The organism is Cobetia sp. MB87 (assembly GCF_011319755.1).
Classification (GTDB): domain Bacteria; phylum Pseudomonadota; class Gammaproteobacteria; order Pseudomonadales; family Halomonadaceae; genus Cobetia.
This window is the reverse complement of sequence record NZ_VFBC01000002.1, coordinates 231,530-251,190: the sequence shown is the minus strand read 5'-3', so window position 1 is coordinate 251,190 and position 19,661 is coordinate 231,530. Positions and strand designations below refer to the sequence as shown.

Sequence of the window (19,661 nt, the reverse complement as noted above, 5' to 3'; positions counted from 1 at the left end):
TGTGCTGAAACCACTTTCGGCCAGGTGAGTCGTCACGCCAGCTGGCTGCCGCTCAGTGCGTCCAACGTGGCTTGCCATCAATTCTCTCAATACTCTCATTGCGGTCAGGCGTCGTGACGCTGCCATGGCGGCGATCCTTGGTCGTTATCGCTCCACAATTCACGCTCACCCCAACAGGCCGTGTCGCCTTGTGTCTCAACCAGAGCGTCGGAGGCGGTGTCGGGCGTCGTCCAGGCCGCGAGGTCTGCCTGCGGGCTGGCCATCGACGCCTGCGTTGCCTGCGGACGCAGTTGCAGCATCAGGCAGGTCATGATCAGCACCATGCCGATGGCCCCCATCAGCGTGAACTGCTCGCCGACGACGATTACGGCCAGCAGGCCCGCCACCAGTGGCTCGAACATTGTCAGAACCGTCACCCGGCTGATGGGCACGCTGGCGAGCCCGCGTCCGAAGATGAGGCTGGCCAGCAGCATCGGGATCAGCGCCATGTAGATGGCGACCGCCGAATTCATCGGCGTGGCGAACAGGCGCGGATCGAGGAACAGGCAGCTGATGGCCAGGCCGATCAACAACACGACGCCGGCACAGCCGAACATCGCCCCCATGGCCGCACGGCGATGGACGCCCAGCAGCATCATGCGTCTGGCAAGCAGCGAATAGGTGGCGTAGCTCGCGCCGGCCAGCACGCCCAGCCCGATACCGATGAGCTTGCGGCTCTCGCTGGCAACGCCGCTGGCAGTGGCGTGCGCCGCCGTATCTGCCAGACGTGTCTCGCCCATCGCCATCAGCCCCACGCCGGCCATGCCCAGTATCAGCGCCGCGTACCAGTGCGCACTGACGCGCTTGCGATCCAGCACATATTCCAGCACCGCCGCCGCCAACGGCGCCGTGGCGATGGTGATCACGGTGCCCATCGCGACGCCGGTGTATTCCATGGCCGAATAGAACGCCAGCGGGTAGATGATGATGAACAGCGCTGCCCACAGCACGAGTTGCTTGTGGACCAGCAGGGCGGCCAGTTCCTCATGAAGAATTCGTCGCGACAGCACGGCCTGCAGAATGCCGCCAAAGCCCATGGCGAAGGCGCCGGTGGCCAACGGGCTGACATCCTGATTGAAGTGGGCGGCGGTGCCGGTCGTGCCCCATAGCAGGGCGGCCGTGAGGACGGAAAGGTTGCCGATCTGGCGTTCCAGCGCTGGGCGGAAGGGCGTCCGGGAGAAGGAGTGCTGCATGGTGGATGGCTCGCAATGAAGTGTGTCTCGGTGTGCACGAGATTACGCCTCATCGCGAGAATATATTGTGCTGAAACTACGCTCTGTTCTGCCAGGAGAAGCAAAACGTCATGGACCGCCAGAGTGCGGTGATTGTCTGTCGGGTTCGGGGACTCAATCGGTTGTCCAGATGATCGAGTCAGTCGCTCATTCAGTCATTCGCGGGAGTGAGACTCGAATACTGGCGCGTCATCTCGCGCGGGGACTGGCCGAAGTAGCAGGAAAAGCGCCGCGAGAAGGCGGAAAGGTTCTGATAGCCGACGGCCTCGGCGACCTGCTGGACGCTGAGATCGGTATGGATCAACTGCGCCCGCGCGCGCTCCATGCGTCTCGCGGTCAGGTACTGTTTGACGCTGACGCCCAGATTGTCGCGGAACACCTTGTGAAACTGGGTCGGGCTCAGATGGGCGAGTCTGGCCAGTGATGCCACGTCGTGGGGCTGCTCAAGCTGCGCATTCATGATGTCGAGCACTCTGAGCAGACGACGATCGACACGTTGATCACAGGTCTGCTTCTCCAGCAGGCCGAGAAACAGTGCGATGGACAGCTGATCGATGTGCTTGTCGACCTCGCCCTGCAGCTGGGCTTCGAGAAACAGCAGGTAGTTCATCAGCAGGGTGCTGATCGAGAACACTACCCGTTGCGACGCCGCGAGATTGTCGGGCAGGTAGTCCAGATCTGCCACGATGAAACGCGCGGCGTCCTTGGCATGAAACAGGTGTGACTCTCCTGGGCGAATGATGACGCACTCGCCGGTGACCACGGTGCCGTGATGGCTGCCGACCTGGATATCGAGATGGCCGCGGATCGGCAGCACCAGCTGGTGGTGGTCGTGGTCGTGAACCGTGGCCTGCGGGGTATAGGCGCGCAGCGAAAGCGTCGTCATGGTGCGGTGGCCTTCATCCGGCGGTGCAAGGGCAGCAAGCAGAGCAAGAGGAACACGCAGGCCGTCAGCGGCTCAGCTCGATGTCGCGGGTCTGGCCACTGCCCACCTGCACCTGACTGAGAATCAGCGGGCTGCGTGTGCCGTCCGGCAACTGGATGACACCGGCGACGTAGAAGGTGCCGGAGGGCAGGCCAGTGGCAGTGAAGTAGCCATTGCTGTCAGTGCGCACGATGTGGGTGTAGGCCTGGGCACGCGGATCGGCGCGAGACGCCGTCTTGCCTGCCAGCGCCAGTTCCGCCGCTTCTGCGGAGTAGGTGGTGACCGGCGCGATCGAGATGCCTGCCCGGTTGGCGTAGATCGTCTGGCCCTGCCAGTCGTAGGACATGCGGCCCTTGATCACCGAGGTGCCGGTCTTGTCGAGCTTGGCGTACTCCGCCTCCGGGAAGGCGACGCTACGCTGGACGCGCTGCTCACCCTGTTCGGTCCGGGAGGAGGAGCCGAAGTCCGGCAGTGAAATGCTGTCAGCCATGCGCGAGGCGCTTTCACACCCGGCAAGAACGGCGGTACACATGAGCAGAGCGAGCGGAGTGCGCAAGTGACGAAGCATGGCGAGTCTTCCCTGAAGTCGAGTGATGGGCGGCGCAGGCGTCGGCTAGTGAGCGAGTCGGACTGGCGACACCGGCTGCCTTGCCCCACATCCTACTGCGCCGAGCACAGTCAGGGAACTGCCAGCGAGCACTGGGCAGGCGCGTGTGACTTTTACGTCAGCCATCGGCATCCGCTGGTAACTTTCGCGGTTTCCACCGACTCTTGTCAGTAGGCCAACAGGACGCGTTTGCCTGTGGACTGACTGGGTTGCGCAAAGCATGCCTCTGGAGTTGCTTAAAAAGGAACTCCTTGTTCATTATACGTTTGTCTATAACGTGATGGCGCTTGTTACCATGCGGCTCATCAAACCCTGTGCAAGGGCTGCTCAAGAGCTGTTCACAACCTCACTAGACTTGCCTGAGGGCTGTTCGAATGCAGCTCAGGTGGCATTACCGCCTTGCGCGCGCTGCGCTGGCGTCGGGTGAACCATTCATTGTCCGGGAGGGCCGCATGTCGACATCCCAGAGCGCTACTGATTCTTCACGTCGCCGGCTATTGAAGCTGGGGCTCGGTGGGGCAGGCATTGCCATGTTCGGCGGCCTGTCGCTTCAGGCCCTGGCCGAGACGGTGGCTGACGAGCAACAGACGCAGGATGACAGTGCCTTCGCGACGTTCATGGCCCTGTCGCGCTGGCTGCTCAGCGACAAGACGCTGGATGAGCGGCTGGGTCAGCGCTACTTCGAGGCGCTGGCGAAAATTCCGGCCGAGGGAGTGCCTGGCGTCGGCAGCTTGCCGGCCCTCAAGACCCGCCTGCTGGCCCTGGGCGAGTCGCGAGAGTACCTGAAAAAGGAAGACCTGAGCGACGGCGAGATGGCGCTGGTGCGACGTCTGTTGCAGGCCTGGATGCTGGGCACGGTTGGCAAGTCGATCAGTGACCCCGCCGCCGAGGTCATCGCCTTCGAACGCGCTGGCATGTATGCGGGACCGCGCGATGTGCAGGTGGTGCGTACCTATTGCCCCAATCGTCCGGGGTTCTGGGCAGAGGCACCCAAGGCCTGAGCGGCCACGCTTTTCCCCGGGCTTGCGCGTGGTGGATGGCCGGGCCTTGGGCCCGTACCTGGACCTCGGCTTCTGACATCGCTTGCCTGCCAGACCTTTCAGGGGCGTCCTGACCGCCCCGTTGCTGTTACCTTTTCCCGAGGAGAATCCTGCATGGCCGAGGAATCCCGTTCGTATGATGCCGACGTGATCGTGGTCGGGTCTGGTGTCGCCGGTGCCCTGATCGCACATCGCCTGGCCGAGGCCGGCAAGTCGGTCATCATGCTGGAAGCAGGCCCGCGCATGCAGCGCTGGCAGATTGTCGAGCGCTTCCGCAACCAGGCCAACAAGATGGACTTCATGGGGCCCTATCCTGCCAGCAAGGCAGCGCCCCATCCGATGCTCTACGGCGAGAATGCCGACTATCTGGTGCAGAAGGGCGAGCAGCCTTACGACGCCCAGTACATTCGTGCCGTCGGCGGTACCACCTGGCATTGGGCGGCCTCGGCCTGGCGCTTCCTGCCCAGCGATTTCCGTCTCAAGAGCGAGTATGGCGTCGGGCGCGACTGGCCGATCGGCTATGACGATCTGGAAGACTATTACTTCCGGGCCGAGGTGGCGCTGGGTGTCTGGGGGCCGAATGATGTCGATCTCGGCAGCCCGCGCAGCGCCGAGTATCCGATGGCGCCGCTGCCGCTGTCGTGGAACGAGCGGCGGGTCAGCGAGCGCATCAATCCCCACGGCTTCGACATGGTCACCGAGCCGGTGGCGCGCAACAGCCGCCCCTACGATGACCGGCCGACCTGCTGCGGCAACAACAACTGCATGCCCATCTGCCCGATCGGGGCGATGTATTCCGGCATCATCCATGTCGAGAAGGCGGAGCGCGCCGGTGCCCGGCTGATCGACAATGCCATCGTGCATCACCTGGAAAGCGATGCCAGCGGCAAGATTCGTGAAGTGCGCTATCTGGACCCCGACGGCAAGCAGCATCGCCTGAGTGCGTCGCGGGTGGTGCTGGCGGCCAATGGTATCGAGACGCCCAAGCTGATGCAGATGTCGGTCAATGCCCATACCCCCGATGGGGTGGGTAACCAGAACGACATGGTTGGCCGGCATCTTATGGACCATCCCGGCACCGGGGTAAGCTTCCTGGCCGATGAGCCGCTGTGGGCCGGGCGAGGCCCTCAGGAGATGACCTCGATCATCACCTGGCGCGACGGCGACTTCCGCAAGGACTTCGCGTCCAAGAAGCTGCATCTGTCCAATATTGCCCGCACGCAGCAGATGACCACGGAGGTGCTGTCGGAAACACCGCTCAGGCTCGGCGCGGAACTGCAGGCACAGATCGATAACCGCGCCAGCCGTTATGTGCAGTTCGACAGCTTCCACGAGCTGTTGCCGGAAGCTGCCAATCGCATCACGCCGTCAAAAAAACGTGACGCCCTCGGCCTGCCGCGCCCGGAATTCCGTTATGCTATCGATGATTACGTCAAACGCAGCGCCGCGCATACCCGTGAACAATATGCGCGTATCGCTCAGTTGATGGGAGGCACCGACATCGCGTTTCGTGATGAGTACTCCAACAACCAGCATATCTGCGGTACGACCCTGATGGGAGACAACCCCAAAGACTCCGTGGTGAATCGCGATTGCCGAGTGCATGGCCATGACAATCTGTTTGTCGCCAGCTCCGGCAGCATGCCCACCGTCGGGTCGGTCAATTGCACCCTGACCATCGCGGCGTTGTCTCTGCGTATTGCCGATCTGCTCGAACAGGAAATATAAGCATGGTTCCGCACGTCCGTACTGCTGGCACCCGTGATGCCATTGATGAGAAAGGTCGTGGTGCCCGCCCGATCCTTCGCCCCGCACGCCTGACTCGTGCCGTCCGTCTGGCCGCCATTGCGGGTACCAGCGCCTTGTTGCTCAGTGCCTGTGGCAGCGGCGAGGACGAGCACGCCAGGCAGGTGGAAGCCGACAAGGCCGCCACCCATGACCCCGCGCTAATCGAGAAGGGGCTGTACATGGCGCGCGCCAGTGATTGCGCGGCCTGTCACAGCACCGAGGACGGCGATGAATATGCCGGTGGCCTCGGCTTCGAGACCCCGGTGGGCGAGATCTACGCCACCAACATCACCCCGGATACCGAGCACGGCATCGGCAATTACACCCTCGAGGAGTACACCCGTGTGCTGCGCGAGGGCGAAGCTGCTGATGGCCACAACCTCTATCCGGCGATGCCGTTTCCGTCCTATGCCCGTCTGACGGATGAGGACATCAAGGCGCTCTACGCCTGGAACATGCATGACGTGATGCCGAGCAGCACGCCCAACCGCGAAAGCGAGATTCCGTTCCCGCTCAACATGCGTTGGCCGATGGCGCTGTGGGAAGAGATCTTCTCGCCGCTGGAGCCGTGGCAGGATGACCCCGAGAAGAGCGCCGACTGGAACCGTGGCGCCTATCTCGTCCAGGGGCCGGGCCACTGTGGCAGCTGTCATACCGAGCGCGGCGTCGCCTTCCAGGAGAAGGCACTGACCGGTGAGGAAGAAGGCTATCTGGGTGGGGCGATGATCGAAGGCTGGCGCGCCTTCAATCTGACACCTGATCACAAGGACGGATTGGGCAGCTGGAGCGAGCAGGATATCCAGACCTATCTGGCGACCGGCAACCTCAAGGGCAAGGCGCAGGCTGGCGGCCCGATGGCGGATGTGGTCGAGCACTCCATGCGTCACATGAGTGAAGATGACCTGCGCGCCATCGCGGTCTATCTGAAGTCGATACCGGCGGTGGATGGCAAGGGCGAGCAGGGCGAGGCAGTCAATGATGGCGATCGTGAGGCCGAAAGCGAGCCGCAGGTCGCCACACGCTTCAATCAGGGTGCACCGGCCGATGACGTGCTGTTGCTGCGCGGTCAGCCGCTGGACAAGCGCCCCGATGATGAAGACCTGATCGGTCAGCTGACCGACGCCACGCCGGGTGTGCGTCTGTATCTGGGCCACTGCGCCATGTGCCACGGCGCGGATGGCGCCGGCACTCAGGATGGCTACTACCCGTCCCTGTTCCACAACAGCGTGACCGGCAGTGTCTACCCGGACAATCTGGCTCAGGCGATCCTCAATGGCGTGCAGCGTGAGAACAATGGCCACAGTGTCTTCATGCCGGCTTTCGATGACAGCCTGACCGACGATGAGCTGATCAACCTGATGGACTATCTCGAGAATCGCTTCGGGGAAGGTCATCAGTCCGAAGCGCTGGCATCGCCCGACACGCGTCGTCAGCAGCTGAGCGACAAGCTCGAGGACTGGCGGAAGCACTGAGTCCAGGCACTGATGTCTCTGCTGACAGGCCTGAACAAGTGCTTTGTAACCGCGGAAAAGACAGTCCATGAAAACGGGCTGTCTTTTCCGTGATCTGCGCCATGGCGCCGAGAGTGTGGTTGCCGTGTGCGTTCAGTGCCGTCTCATCCAGCGCACAGTTTCATCCGAGACTGGATCATCCGTGACTGGCGATGTCACACAGTTGGGGTAATATTGCCCCATGCAGGACCCCGATTCACATTCATCCCGCTCGGGTTGCGCTCAAATGCAGCACAAACTGAAGAACTGCGGTAGAATGTGCGCCCAGACTTTAGCTCTTTATCAATTATTCGAGGCAACATAGCAGTATGACCGACGCTAATCTTGACGACCAGCTTGCATCCCTGTTTCAGGAGCAGGACACCAAGCAGGACCAGAACGCCCGCATCAAGGAGCTGGAGCGTCAGCTGCGTGAAGCCAGCAAGGAAGCCGACAAGCTCCGTAATGCCCGTGACAAGGCAAAGAAGGAAGTCGAAGACCTGCGTGCTCGCAACGAACGCCTGAGCGAGAAAGCCGCAGCTTCTGACAAGCACCGCAAGCAGGTCGAACACGAGTTCAACCAGAAGCTGGTGCAGTACAAGGCACGTCTGGCACGCGAACAGGCCATCGCCCAGTCTCGCATGATGCCGATGGGCGCAGCCGTCGAGGAAGCGACCGAAGAAGCCGACGCGGCCTCTCTGGAAGACCTCGGCCTCAACGCTGCCGCTATCCGTGCCCTGACTGACGCTGGCTATGACGACGTCGCCAAGGTTCGCAAGGCTCACGCTGATGGCGTGATCTCTGAAGTCAAGGGCATCGGCCCGAAGGCTCAGTCCCAGATCGCTGAAGCCCTCGACGCCTGATCGTTGCCGTTGATCGAAAAAACCCGCCAATCGGCGGGTTTTTTTGTGTCTGTGATTTGCCCTGTGGCAGGTGTGACTGGTGGGGCTACTGCCGGGTCTGCTTCTGAAGATCAGGCCAGCTGACCGCGGCCTGCTGCTCACCCAGCCAGTCCTTGAGGGCGGTGCGCATATCGGCGCTCGGGATCGAGCGCCCATTCAGCGCATGCACCACCCTGGGCAGGCTCGGCGCCTCACCGGCATCCGCCGGCCAGGCCTGCTTGAGCGTGAAGGCGAGCTTCATCGGCTCCTCACCGTGCAGGGTCTGCTGCATGCGGGCGTGCTCAACGGCCAGCGACTCGAGCTCGGCCTCAAGGCTCGCATCCTCGATATCGGCGCGACTCACCAGCAGCATGCGCGGCAGGTCGAGCATGTCGGCGCGTGGCAGCCAGTCCTTGGACAGCGGATGCAAGGCCACCAGACGCGTCGCGTCATCGCCGTTGAGGAAGGCAGCGTGCATCTTGCGGCTATTGATCAGCGCCTGGGGCGCATCCCCGACATATTCATCGCCTTCGAGCTCTTCCAGCGAGCGCGGGCTGACCAGCTGCATGCTGGAGCCGACCTTGACCTCGACCCACTGCCTCAAGGCCAGATGCGAGCGTGCATCGTCATCGCTCATCACCACTCGCACTGCACGCGTGGTGTCGTTGAGGAAGCGGATCAGCAGCTCCTGCGGCACGAACAGTTCGGTGTAGCGGATCAGCTCGTCACGCGCGACCAGGCTGACATCGTCGAGATCCGCGCCATCCAGCACTCGCAGTGACATGCCGCCTTCGGCCAGTGCCTTGAGCATCTGCGGTGTCAGGTAGGCGGCGTCGAGGCTACCGTCGCTCAGCCCTTGCTCCACGGCCTCGTGGCTCGAGAACTGCTTGAGCATCAGCGGGCTGCTCAGTTGGTCATCGAGGGTGCCCTCGGCTTCGAGCATCACGGCGGGGCTGATGCTGACACCGCCATCGGCAGGCATGCCGATCTCCAGCGCGCTGGCGTGCTGGGCGAGGGTCAGGCTGGCAGTGGTGAGCGACAGGGTGGCGAACATGCGCGCCAGACGCGGGCGAGATATCGGTAGCGATATTGTAAGACAGGACAGTGCAGGGGAAAGCAGGGACATCTGGCACTCCGGCAACGGTAACAGGGTGATGGCGTACGGCAGCAATGACAGCGCTCGCGCGTGGGCGCCAATGGTAGCCGTTTGGCCTGTGGGTGTCAGGCACGGCGCGGCGTCATGTCTCACCTCGCCGCCATGCCCGCCATCATGCAGCGCGATTGCGGACATGAAAAAGCCCCGCCTCCGAGAGGAGGCGGGGCTTTTGGTGATTGCCAGCACGTCTCGTATCAATCAAGAGGTGTCTGACTGACAGCGCGAACGGCCCAGCTCACGGCTGTGAGCGTGCCACCGGGGCTTCACCGGTCGCGGCATCCGGCTCCGGCGTGGCCACTACACCATCGCGGCGTGCGAAGTGATCGACCCACAGCGCGATCACGCCATCGCCGGTGACGTTGGTGGCGGTGCCGAAGCTGTCCTGGGCTAGATACAGAGCGATCATCAGGCCAAGTTCCGCCTCGCCGAAGCCAAGCATGCTGCCCAGCACGCCAAGCGCCGCCATCACCGCGCCACCCGGTGCCCCGGGTGCGGCGATCATGGTCAGGCCCAGCATGATCAAGAACGGAATCACTTCGCCGAGGCTTGCGAGTGCCAGGTTGTGGCTCATCATCATCACGGCAGTGGCGCAGGTGACGATGGTGATGGTGGAACCGGAAAGGTGGATGGTGGCGCACAGCGGCACGCTGAAGTTGGCCACTTCATCGCTGACGCCGTTGGCCTTGGTCTGACGCAGGCTGACCGGAATGGTCGCCGCCGACGACATGGTGCCCAGTGCCGTCAGGTAGGCCGGCAGCATGTTGCGCAACAGGCCCAGCGGCGAACGACGCTGGATCAGGCCAGTGATGAGGTAGGCCGTGCTCAGCCAGATCCAGTGCATCACGATGGCCAGCACCAGCACCTTCCAGAAGGTATCCAGTGTCGACAGCGCCTTGCCCTCGTAGGCCATCTCGGCAAAGGTGCCGGCGATGAACAGTGGCAGCAGCGGGATGATGACGCGATTGAGGAACACCTCGACCACTTCACGCGATTCGAAGACGGCACTTTTCAGGGTCGGCAGTTCGCGGCGGCTGATGACCACGCCGAACATGAAGGCCAGCACCAGGGCTGTCATCACCGGCAGTGCAGCGGGGATTTCGAGATCGAGAAAGGGAGTCAGGGCATCGCGGCCTTCAGCGACCGGCGCCATGCCGGACAGCATGCCGGGCAGCAGGTTGCTGGCCACCAGAAAGGCGAAGATGCCGGCCAGAATCGTCGACCCGTAGGCCATGCCGACGGTGCGACCCAGCATGGCGCCGGAATTCTTCGGCAGCGACGCGATGCCGCTCATGACGTAGAACAGGATGATCAACGGGATGGTGAAGTTGATCAGCTGGCCGATGATGACCTTGGCGGTCAGCGCGGCACGTACGAGGGCATCCGGGGCCATCAGGCCGATCAGCAGGCCGGCAATGATGCCGAGGATAAGTTTGACGATGAGCTTCATGTGGATCTCGAGGTTTGACGGGTTCTTGCCCCGATAACGGGTCGTGAATCGCGTACCACGTCGGCGACGCACCGAAATGGCGCGCAGAGTTTACCTGAATTGCGCCACCATTTCAGGCGCCTGGCCAGCTGCCGTGGCATGGGGTGTGATTGCCCATGACTCGACGTGCTGACCAGACGCCATCCCGGGCTCTCAGCCGTTCATCGCTTCGCTTTTATCACTTTCGCGCCTTCTCTCTTTCGCGCCTCACTTGCCCACCCAGCGCTTCGCTTGCGCTCTCGTCTCACTGCCTTGATCTCACTGTCTTCATCTTACTGTGTTGAAGAGACTGAGCGACGTTGCTTCACACCATGATGCACCAGCGCCACCGCTGCCAGTACCAGCCCGAATAGTGACATGCCCTGCCAGCCATACACGTTCATCATCTTGACGCCGATGGCGGAACCGGCTGCCGCGCCGAGGTAGTAGCACAGCATGTAGACGGCGTTCATGCGGCTCTGAGCCTTGGGGTCGATCGAGAACACGCGCACCTGGTTGGGAATCTGGGCCGCGAAGACGCCCAGGTCCAGCAGGATGATGCCGACGATCAGTCCGGCCAGGCTGTCACCCCAGAGGCCGAGCACCGCGAAGGACGCCGCCACCATCACCAGGGCGAAGCTGATCAGGCGCCCCGCGCCGACACGATTGACCAGCCGGCCCGCCGCCTTGGCACCGAAGATGCCTGCCAGCCCGATGATGCCGAACAGTCCCGCCTGCTGGACGCTGTAGTCAAACGGCGCATCGGTGACGTGAATGGCCAGCGTCGCCCACATGGCATTGAAGGCCGCGAACCACAGCGCGCCGGTCAGCGCGGATTCTCGCAGCAGGGCATGTTGCTTGAACAGCGTGCCCATCGAGGCGATCAGTCTGGGGTAGGCCATCTGCACGGCTGGCGCACGGCTGGGCAGGTGGCGATGCAGCAGCACACCGATGATGACGGTGATGATGGCGGCGACCAGGAAGACGCTGCGCCAGCCCCAGTATTCACCGATGCTGCCGCTCAGGGTGCGTGACAGCAGTATGCCGATGGTCAGGCCCGTCATCAGGGTGGCGATGTTCTTGCCGCGCGCCTCGGGGGTGGACAGCGAGGCGGTCAGCGGAATCAGCTGCTGGGTGATGTTGGCGCCCAGCCCGGCCACGAAGCTTGCCAGCAACAGCGGCCAGAAGCTGGGGGCCAGGAAGATGCCCAGTGAGGCCAGTGCCAGGGTGATGGACAGATTGCGGATCAGCTGGCGCCTGTCCATGGTGTCGCCCAGCGGCGAGATCAGCAGGATGGCGGCGGCGTAGCCGAATTGGGTCGCGGAGGGAATCAGGCCGATCATGCCCTGGCTCACACCCAGTGAGCTGGCCATCTCCGCCAGCAGCGGCTGGTTGTAGTACAGATTGGCGGCGGTCGCGGCGACCGCGATCGCCATCAGCAACAGCAAGCCGCGGCCAATGGCGGGCGTACTGTCTGCGTCTGGTGCCGATGTCGGCGTGTCAGTGTTCGGCTGGAGGCCGTCTGACCGGGCCGCGCCTGAGCGGGGAGGGTTGGAATGGGAAGGGTCGGTTGGGGAAGTGTTTGAAGGGGATGTGCCTGTCACCAGCGTGTCCTCATGTTCGTGCTGCCAGTCGTGGCAGCGGTGATTCATGAGGGGGAGAGTAGGCAGTGTTCACCTATAAGAGAAATGTTGTTGTTTGATATGTTTGATACTCATCCAGTATGGATGCTGTTCTCTATTCTGACCGCGCGACACTGTCGCGTTCCACCAGTCTCGGGGCCAGTTGGGTCTGGCCCGGGAAAGGAGTGCCCTCCAGGCGCGCGATCAGCTGATCGACTGCCGTGGTGCCCAGCGCATAGATCGGCTGGCGGATGGTGGTCAGCGCGGGTGAGAGGTAGGCACTGATCTCGATATCGTCGTAGCCGATGATCGAGAGTTGCTGCGGTACTTCAATGCCCAGGTCCTGGGCGGCGCGCAGACAGCCCAGCGCCAGCAGGTCATTGAAGGCGAAGATGGCATCGGGCCTGTCGGCCGGATTGGCCAGCAGCAGGTGGGCCGCGCGATGACCGTCGGCCAGCATCAATTGGGTCGCGATCTGCCAGTCCTCCGGTACGCCCAGGCCGGCAGCCTTGAGTGCCCCGAGTGCTCCGCTCAGGCGTTCTCGGGAACGGGCATGATCACGAGGCCCGGTCAGCAGGGCGATGCGCTCGATCCCGTGGCCCAGCAGATGCTCAATGGCAAGCCTGCCCCCCAGGCGTGAATCATCATTGACCACCGTCATGTCCCAGCCTGGCTGGGGTTCGGCGTCCATCATCACCGTGGGCAGTGGCAGGGCGCTGAGCGCCTCGAGAAAGCCGGCACCGTTCTCGGCAGTCATCACCACCAGGCCATCGATGCGGCGGTCCCGCAGCGTCTCGAGATAGCTGAGCTGCTTGGCATCGATATCGTCGCTGTTGCACAGAATCAGGCTGTAGCCCGCCTGGTAGCAACGGTCCTCGACGCCGCGGATCACTTCGGCGAAGAAGGGGTTGTGCGCGCTGGTGACGATCATCCCCAGGGTGCGACTGCGGTTGGATTTCAGGGCGCGGGCGACGCTGTCCGGTCGATAGCCGAGCGCGGCGATCGATTCGCGTACCCGGGCTTCGGTCGCACTGGCCACCGGGCGGGTGGCATTCACGACATGCGACACCGTGGTCACCGAAACTCCGGCGTGTGCCGCCACATCCTTGAGTCGAATCACTTTTCTATCCCTGGTGGTGAGCCTGATGGTGACAGTCGAGCGGGCGTCACTGGCCCTGCGAGGCGAACAAGATACGCCCTTGATGGAAAGACGCAAAAGACGGAAAAACGCCGGCCAGTGGCCGGCGTCCTGTTTCACGATGCAGGCGGCGTGAGCCGTGGGATCGCTTATTCGGTGATCAGCTTGAGCGGCACCGAGATGGTCTTCTCGACGTCTTCGCCCTTGAGCAGCTTGTCGGCGGTGTCGACGCCGAGGCTACCGATCAATGCCGGTTGCTGGGCGACGGTGGCATCCATCTTGCCGGCCTGCACGGCCTTGATGCCTTCATCGGTGCCATCGAAGCCGACCAGCAGGATGTCCTTGCCGGCGGCCTGCAGGGCACGCTGCGCCCCGAGCGCCATTTCATCGTTCTGGGCAAAGACGGCATTCACGCCCGGATGCGCCTGCAGCAGGTTCTCCATCACGTTCAGGCCCTGGGTACGGTTGAAGTTGGCCGGCTGGGTGGCCACCAGGCTGAGGCCTGACTGACCGTCGATGGCCTTCATGAAGCCCTCACCGCGATCACGCGTGGCCGAGGCGCCGGCGACGCCTTCCAGCTGCACGATCTCGCCCTTGCCTGCGAGTTTTTCGGCAATGAAATTGCCCGCCAGTTCGCCACCGGCGACGTTGTCGGAGGCGACGTGCGCCGCGACACGACCGCCATTGGCGCTGCGATCCAGTGTCACCACCGGCACATCTCGGCCATTGGCAGTGCGCACGCTGGAGACCACGGCATCGGAATCGGTCGGGTTGATCAGCAGCAGATCGACACCGCGGGACAGGGCGTCCTCCACGTTGGACAGCTCACGTGCGGCGTCATCGCCGGAATCCAGCACGATCAGCTCGTGGCCCAGTTCCTCGGCCTTGTCCTTGGCACCCTGCTGGAGGCTGACGAAGAACGGGTTGTTCAGCGTCGAGACCACCAGCGCGATCTTGTCGGCCATGGCGGATTGCACCGGCATCAAGCTCAGGCCTGCGGCAGTGATGGCGGTGGTCAGCGTGGAGGTGAGCAGTTTTCCGTTCTTCTTCATGGCGATGGTCCTTTCGTTGTTGTCGGCGACCCGCTGGAGGGCCCCCGTGGTTGGCGCACGGGGGCGAGGGTCTTCGATGCTGCCGGGAATGAAACCGTGTCGTGTCTTACTTACTTGCTCTTCTATTTCTGCGCGCGGCTGTCGATCAGTACCGCGAGCAGTATGACGGCGCCCTTGGCGATCATCTGGTAGTAGCTGGAAACGCCCATGATGTTCAGCGCATTGTTGAGCACGCCGATCACCAGTGCCCCGATCAAGGTGCCGAAGATGCGCCCACGGCCACCCATCAGGCTGGTGCCGCCGATGACGACTGCCGCGATGGCGTCCAGCTCGTAACCGGTGCCGGCATTCGGCTGTGCAGAGCCCAGACGCGCGGCGAGGATGGCACCGGCCAGTGCCGCGAAGGCACCCGCGATGGCATATACGCTGATCTTGATGCGATTGACGTTGATGCCGGACAGACGCGCGACCTTCTCACCACCGCCGACCGCATAGACGTGACGCCCGAAGCGGGTGTGGTGCAGCACGCCCCAGCACAGCACGTAGACGAAGAACATCATGTAGATCGGGATCGGCACGCCCAGCCAGTAGCCGCCACCCAGATTCCAGAAGCTGTCGGCGGCTTCGCTGACGCCGATGGAGACCGGACGGCCATCGGTGTAGACGAGCGTGGCGCCGCGCAGCACCGTCATCGCCACCAGCGTGACGATGAAGGCCTGGATACGACCGAAGGCGACGAACAGACCGGAAATGGCGCCCAGGCCGGCACCGGCGATGATGGTGCCCGGTACGCTCAGCCAGGGGGAGAGACCGGCGGCGGTCATCGAGGCCGCGAAGGCGCCGGTCAGCGCCAGTACCGCGCCGACGGACAGATCGATGCCCGCGGTGAGAATGACGAAGGTCACGCCCATGGCGATGATGGCATTGATGCTGGTCTGGCGGAGCACGTTGAGCAGGTTGTCGGACGACAGGAAGTTGTCGGACAGGCCGGCACTCACGGCGATCAACAGAGCCAGCGCGATCAGCGCCTTGTTGTCGACCAGCAGGCGCATGGCGTCGAGGCGGCGGCCGCTGGCGGCAGAGGAAGAAGGAGTAGACATCAGTTCGGCATCTCGTGGCGGGAAGCGGAGGAATCGGGTGTGGAAGACGGGCGGGCGGTATCGCGCGATGCAGCGTTGGTCGATGAAGTGCCGGCTCTTGAAGTGCTGTCACTGCTGAGGGGGCTCTCGAGGCCCGAGGCCGCGGTCATGATCGCTTCCTGGGTCGCGTTCTCACGGCTGAACTCGCCGGAGATGCGTCCATCGGCGACCACCAGAATGCGATCGGCCAGACCCAGCAGTTCGGGCATCTCGGAGGAGATCAGCAGCACGCACTTGCCCTGGCGCTTGAGCTCGTTGATCAGCAGGTAGATCTCGCGCTTGGCGCCGACATCCACGCCACGGGTCGGTTCGTCGAGAATCACCAGCTCCGGCGACGGCATCAGTGCCTTGGCCAGCGACACCTTCTGCTGGTTGCCGCCGGACAGGGTATCGACCGGTTGGTCGGTATTGCTGACCTTGATCTGCATGCTCTTGACGAAGCTTTCGACGGCGGCGGCTTCCTCGCCATGGCGAATGCGCCCGAACGCGCCACAGAAGCTCGGCAGGGCGCTCAACGACATGTTGCTGGCCACCGAGTGGGCCAGAATCAGGCCCGCCTGCTTGCGATCTTCCGGCACATACACCAGGCCCGCGGCCAATGCCTCGGCCGGCGAGGAAAACCGCACCGGCTGACCATGCAGCTGCACGCTGCCGGCGCTGATGCGGGTATCGCCGCACAGGGCGCGGGCCAGTTCGGTGCGCCCGGCGCCCATCAGGCCGCCAAAGCCGAGCACTTCTCCGCGGCGTGCCGAGAAGCTGATGCCCTTGACGCCCGGCGCCTCGAGATCCTTCACCTCGAGCATCACTTCGCCATCAGGGCTGGCGGGCGTGTAAGGGTAGCGTTCTGCCAGCTCGCGACCGACCATCAGGCGGATCAAGCCATCTTCATCCAGCTCTGCCGTCGGTCCCTGGTGGATCATCTGGCCATCGCGCAGCACGGCGACTTCATCGCACATGCTGAAGATCTCGTTCAGGCGATGGGTGATCAACACCAGCGAGCGACCTTCCGCGCGCAGCTCGGCCACGACCTCGGCGAGAATCTCGGTCTCGATGTCGGTCAGTGCATCGGTGGGCTCATCCATGATGATGATCTCGGCGTCCAGCGACAGGGCGCGGGCGATCTCGACCATCTGCTGCTGACCGATACTCAGCTCGCTGACGGCGGTGCGGGAGTCCAGCGATTGGCGCAGGCGATCCAGCAGCTGGCGGGCATCACGATGCAAGCGCTTCCAGTCGACGGTGCCGATTGCCGTACGCGGTTCGCGGCCGAGGAAGATGTTCTCGCCGGCGGACAGGCCCGGCACCAGATTGAGTTCCTGGTGGATGATGGCGATGCGACTGTCCATCGCCTGGCGCGGGGTGGTGAAGACCACTTCCTCGTCACGCAGCCACAGTGTGCCGGCGTCATAGCGATAGACGCCGGAGAGAATCTTCATCAGCGTCGACTTGCCCGCGCCATTCTCGCCGGCCAGCGCATGCACGCGCCCCGCGCGCAGGGTCAGGTCGACACCCTTGAGCACGCTGACCCCGGAGAAGCCCTTGTCGATGCCCTTGAGTGCCATCAGCACTCGCGGTTGTGCATGGCTCTGCATCAGAAGGGCACTCCACAGTGCAGGATCACGTTGGCATATGGCGTGCACTCGCCCGTGCGCACGATGACGCTCGCCTGAGGCAGTGCCGCCTTGAAGGCTTCATGACTGAGTTGATTGCGGACAATCGGCGTGAGTGACAGTCGATCGAGTGTGTCCAGACGTTCGATGATGGCGTCGTGGAAGGAGGGGCTCTTGACCGGCAGCTCCTCGGCCAGGGTCGTGGCCTCGATGCACAGCTCGGCCAGCAGGGCGTCCAGCACCGGCAGCATGGCGGGCAGGCCGGGGACCACCGCGAGATCGACACAGGGCACGCCCTCGGGAATCGGCAGTCCGGCGTCGGCGATCACCACGGTGTGGGTATGGCCGAGACGGGCGAGGTGGCCACTGAGAGGTCCGTTCAAAATGCCGTGTCGTTTCACGTCGCAGTCCTTGGGTAAAGCAGGAATGAGTCGATCCAGTGTCTGAATCCGCTGGTTCACAATGGCGCCAATTATGAACCGCAAACGTTTGCGGTGCGGTAAGCGATACGTCGTAGGCGCTGTAGGGTGACTACCTTTCTGTAGTCTGAGGTCTAGTGTGGGGCGCGCTCGGGGAGGGGCAAATCAAAGGTGATCGAAAAGGAGGCGATCGAAAAAGAAGGTGATCGAAAGATGAAGGTGCTCGAAAGATGAAGGTGCTCGAAAGATGAAGGTGCTCGAAAGATGAAGGTGCTCGAAAGATGAAGGTGCTCACATAGAAAACGTCTGAACAAGAAATCCCTCAAGTTCACGAATCCTGTGCCGATAGCCCCAACACTCAGACAGACAAATACGCCCGGTATGCGTGCTTTTTCGCCTGATGGCGGTCCAGCGGGCATGTGAGAATACCTTCACCCTATCGAGAGGTGCATATGGCGACGATTTCATCGCTGGGGATTGGCTCTGGGCTCGACCTCAACAGTCTGCTGACGGATCTGGAAACGGCAGAGCGTCAGAAGCTCACGCCAATCGAGAACCAGCAGGCAAGTTACGAGGCCGAGCTGTCGGCCTGGGGCACGATTCAAAGTCGCCTGGAATCGCTGGATACCGCCGCCGCTGCGCTGGCCGATGCCGAGACCTATGCCGGCATGACGACCACCGCCAGTGGCTCGGGTGTCAGTGCCACGGCAACCTCGGAAGTGAGTGCGGGCAGTTATTCGGTGGCTGTCACCCAACTGGCGCAGGCGCAGAGTCTGGCGACGGCTGGGCAGGCGAGTCGTGATGAGGCCATCGGTGATGGCACCGCGACCACGCTGACGCTGTCATTGGGCACGCTGGCCAGTGATGGCAGCTATGCGGCGGACGCCGAGCGCAGTGCCAGCATCGTCATCGACGAGAGCAACAACACCCTGGAAGGCATTCGCGATGCCATCAATGAGGCGGGCCTCGGGGTCACGGCCTCGATCGTCAATGATGGCTCCGATACGCCGTATCGCCTGGTGATGACCTCGGACGAGACGGGCAACGAGGCGGTGATGAGCCTCTCGACCAGTGGCGAGGTGGCAGAACTCGATAGCCTGCTCAGCCATGATCCGGCGAGCTACGCCACGACGAGCAGTGACCCGGCTGCCGGCGGGATGGAGCAAGTCGTCGCGGCGCGCAATGCCGAGTTCAGCGTCAATGGCATCAGCATGCAAGCCACCTCCAATGTCATCGATGATGCCGTGGACGGGCTGACCCTGACCCTGAGCGAGACGAACACGACAGCCAGCGTGGTCACCGTCAAGGAGAACGTCGAGTCGGTCAGCAAGGCGATGCAGACCTTCGTCAATGCCTACAACGATCTCCAGGACACCATCGACAATTACACCGCCTTCAATGCCGATGAAGGCACCGCGGGGGAACTGCTGGGCGATTCGACGCTGCGCACCATCGAGAGTCGTCTGACCTCGGCGCTGAATTTCACCAGTGAGGGCGATTTCTATGCGCTCTCCTCGCTGGGGGTGAGCCGTACCAACGATGGCAAGCTCGAATTCGACAGCGCCGTGATCGAGGCTGCCGACAGTGAGCAGCTGGCGGCGATGTCGGGGTTCTTCATCTCCGATGATGAGGCGGGCACCAGCGGCTTCGCCAGCCAGATGTCCAGTCTGCTGGAAGAGGTGGTCGGGGAAGACGGCACGCTGGAAAGCACCACGGAAGGCATCGAGGGGTCGCTTGAAAGTCTCGCCAGTCAGTATGAGCAGACCGAAGACACCATCGAGGCCACCATCGAGCGTTATCGGGAACAGTTCACGGAACTCGACATCCTGGTGGCCAACCTGACATCCACCAGTGACTACCTGACCAGTCAGCTGGAAACGCTGGAAAACAGCTGGGACATGACGGGCTGATCGGGGGGCTGAGGCCCTGAGACATTGGTCACTGACCTAGGCCCAGGCCCAGGCCCAGGCCCAGGCCCAGACCCAGGCCCAGACCCAGACCCAGACCATCCGCCATGCGCTTGCGAGATTCGATGCGTCCGGCGATGCCCGCAGTCGA

16 protein-coding genes are annotated in these 19,661 nt (G+C 63.0%); 5 read left to right on the top strand and 11 right to left on the bottom strand.

The features are described from left to right. Positions 1-104 precede the first annotated feature (104 nt). The 3 genes from CDPAHKCJ_RS01285 to CDPAHKCJ_RS01275 form a co-directional block, all read right to left on the bottom strand. Positions 105-1,232, bottom strand: a complete 1,128-nt coding sequence (locus tag CDPAHKCJ_RS01285; RefSeq protein WP_166018148.1) for a DMT family transporter — start codon at positions 1,230-1,232, stop codon at positions 105-107. 190 nt (positions 1,233-1,422) lie between these two features. After that, positions 1,423-2,157: an AraC family transcriptional regulator gene (locus tag CDPAHKCJ_RS01280; RefSeq protein ID WP_166018146.1), complete on the bottom strand. Its 735-nt coding sequence runs from the start codon at positions 2,155-2,157 to the stop codon at positions 1,423-1,425. A gap of 64 nt (positions 2,158-2,221) precedes the next feature. Continuing rightward, positions 2,222-2,686, bottom strand: a complete 465-nt coding sequence (locus CDPAHKCJ_RS01275) for a carboxypeptidase regulatory-like domain-containing protein (protein ID WP_240916595.1) — start codon at positions 2,684-2,686, stop codon at positions 2,222-2,224. A 569-nt stretch (positions 2,687-3,255) separates the two neighbouring features. Here CDPAHKCJ_RS01275 and CDPAHKCJ_RS01270 point away from each other — a divergent pair. From CDPAHKCJ_RS01270 to CDPAHKCJ_RS01255, 4 genes are all read left to right on the top strand, one after another. Continuing rightward, positions 3,256-3,804, top strand: a complete 549-nt coding sequence (locus CDPAHKCJ_RS01270) for a sugar dehydrogenase complex small subunit (RefSeq protein ID WP_166018142.1) — start codon at positions 3,256-3,258, stop codon at positions 3,802-3,804. 153 nt (positions 3,805-3,957) lie between these two features. Further along, a complete protein-coding gene (locus CDPAHKCJ_RS01265; protein WP_166018141.1) occupies positions 3,958-5,571 on the top strand; it encodes a GMC family oxidoreductase in 1,614 nt (537 codons plus the stop codon). Positions 5,572-5,573: 2 nt separating this feature from the next. Continuing rightward, on the top strand, positions 5,574-7,103 hold the full coding sequence (locus tag CDPAHKCJ_RS01260) for a cytochrome c (protein ID WP_205700751.1): 1,530 nt from the start codon (positions 5,574-5,576) through the stop codon (positions 7,101-7,103). Between the two features lie 347 nt (positions 7,104-7,450). Further along, positions 7,451-7,984: a hypothetical protein gene (locus CDPAHKCJ_RS01255; protein ID WP_054556587.1), complete on the top strand. Its 534-nt coding sequence runs from the start codon at positions 7,451-7,453 to the stop codon at positions 7,982-7,984. 85 nt (positions 7,985-8,069) lie between these two features. On the opposite strand, the gene CDPAHKCJ_RS01250 is transcribed toward CDPAHKCJ_RS01255, so the two are convergent. From CDPAHKCJ_RS01250 to rbsD, 8 genes are all read right to left on the bottom strand, one after another. Further along, on the bottom strand, positions 8,070-9,128 hold the full coding sequence (locus tag CDPAHKCJ_RS01250; protein ID WP_166018139.1) for a hypothetical protein: 1,059 nt from the start codon (positions 9,126-9,128) through the stop codon (positions 8,070-8,072). Between the two features lie 265 nt (positions 9,129-9,393). Further along, positions 9,394-10,605, bottom strand: coding sequence for a dicarboxylate/amino acid:cation symporter (locus tag CDPAHKCJ_RS01245; RefSeq protein ID WP_166018137.1), 1,212 nt, complete (start codon positions 10,603-10,605; stop codon positions 9,394-9,396). Positions 10,606-10,916: 311 nt separating this feature from the next. Beyond that, on the bottom strand, positions 10,917-12,059 hold the full coding sequence (locus CDPAHKCJ_RS01240; protein ID WP_166018134.1) for an MFS transporter: 1,143 nt from the start codon (positions 12,057-12,059) through the stop codon (positions 10,917-10,919). Positions 12,060-12,360: 301 nt separating this feature from the next. Then, entirely contained in the window at positions 12,361-13,365 is a 1,005-nt protein-coding gene (locus CDPAHKCJ_RS01235; RefSeq protein WP_166018133.1) for a LacI family DNA-binding transcriptional regulator, read from the bottom strand. Positions 13,366-13,532: 167 nt separating this feature from the next. Then, on the bottom strand, positions 13,533-14,435 hold the full coding sequence (gene rbsB / locus CDPAHKCJ_RS01230; protein ID WP_166018131.1) for a ribose ABC transporter substrate-binding protein RbsB: 903 nt from the start codon (positions 14,433-14,435) through the stop codon (positions 13,533-13,535). A 122-nt stretch (positions 14,436-14,557) separates the two neighbouring features. After that, positions 14,558-15,535: a ribose ABC transporter permease gene (rbsC, locus tag CDPAHKCJ_RS01225; protein ID WP_166018129.1), complete on the bottom strand. Its 978-nt coding sequence runs from the start codon at positions 15,533-15,535 to the stop codon at positions 14,558-14,560. Further along, the gene (locus CDPAHKCJ_RS01220) at positions 15,535-17,166 is read right to left on the bottom strand and encodes a sugar ABC transporter ATP-binding protein (RefSeq protein ID WP_166018127.1); all 1,632 of its coding nucleotides are present in this window, start codon (positions 17,164-17,166) and stop codon (positions 15,535-15,537) included. The genes rbsC and CDPAHKCJ_RS01220 overlap by 1 nt, the downstream gene beginning before the upstream one ends. Next, entirely contained in the window at positions 17,166-17,585 is a 420-nt protein-coding gene (gene rbsD / locus CDPAHKCJ_RS01215; RefSeq protein WP_166018125.1) for a D-ribose pyranase, read from the bottom strand. The genes CDPAHKCJ_RS01220 and rbsD overlap by 1 nt, the downstream gene beginning before the upstream one ends. A 470-nt stretch (positions 17,586-18,055) precedes the next feature. Between rbsD and fliD the strand changes: the two genes are divergently transcribed. Continuing rightward, positions 18,056-19,513 carry a flagellar filament capping protein FliD gene (gene fliD, locus CDPAHKCJ_RS01210; RefSeq protein ID WP_166018123.1) on the top strand — a complete coding sequence of 486 codons (1,458 nt, stop codon included), beginning with the start codon at positions 18,056-18,058 and terminating at the stop codon, positions 19,511-19,513. The last annotated feature ends 148 nt before the right edge of the window (positions 19,514-19,661 follow it).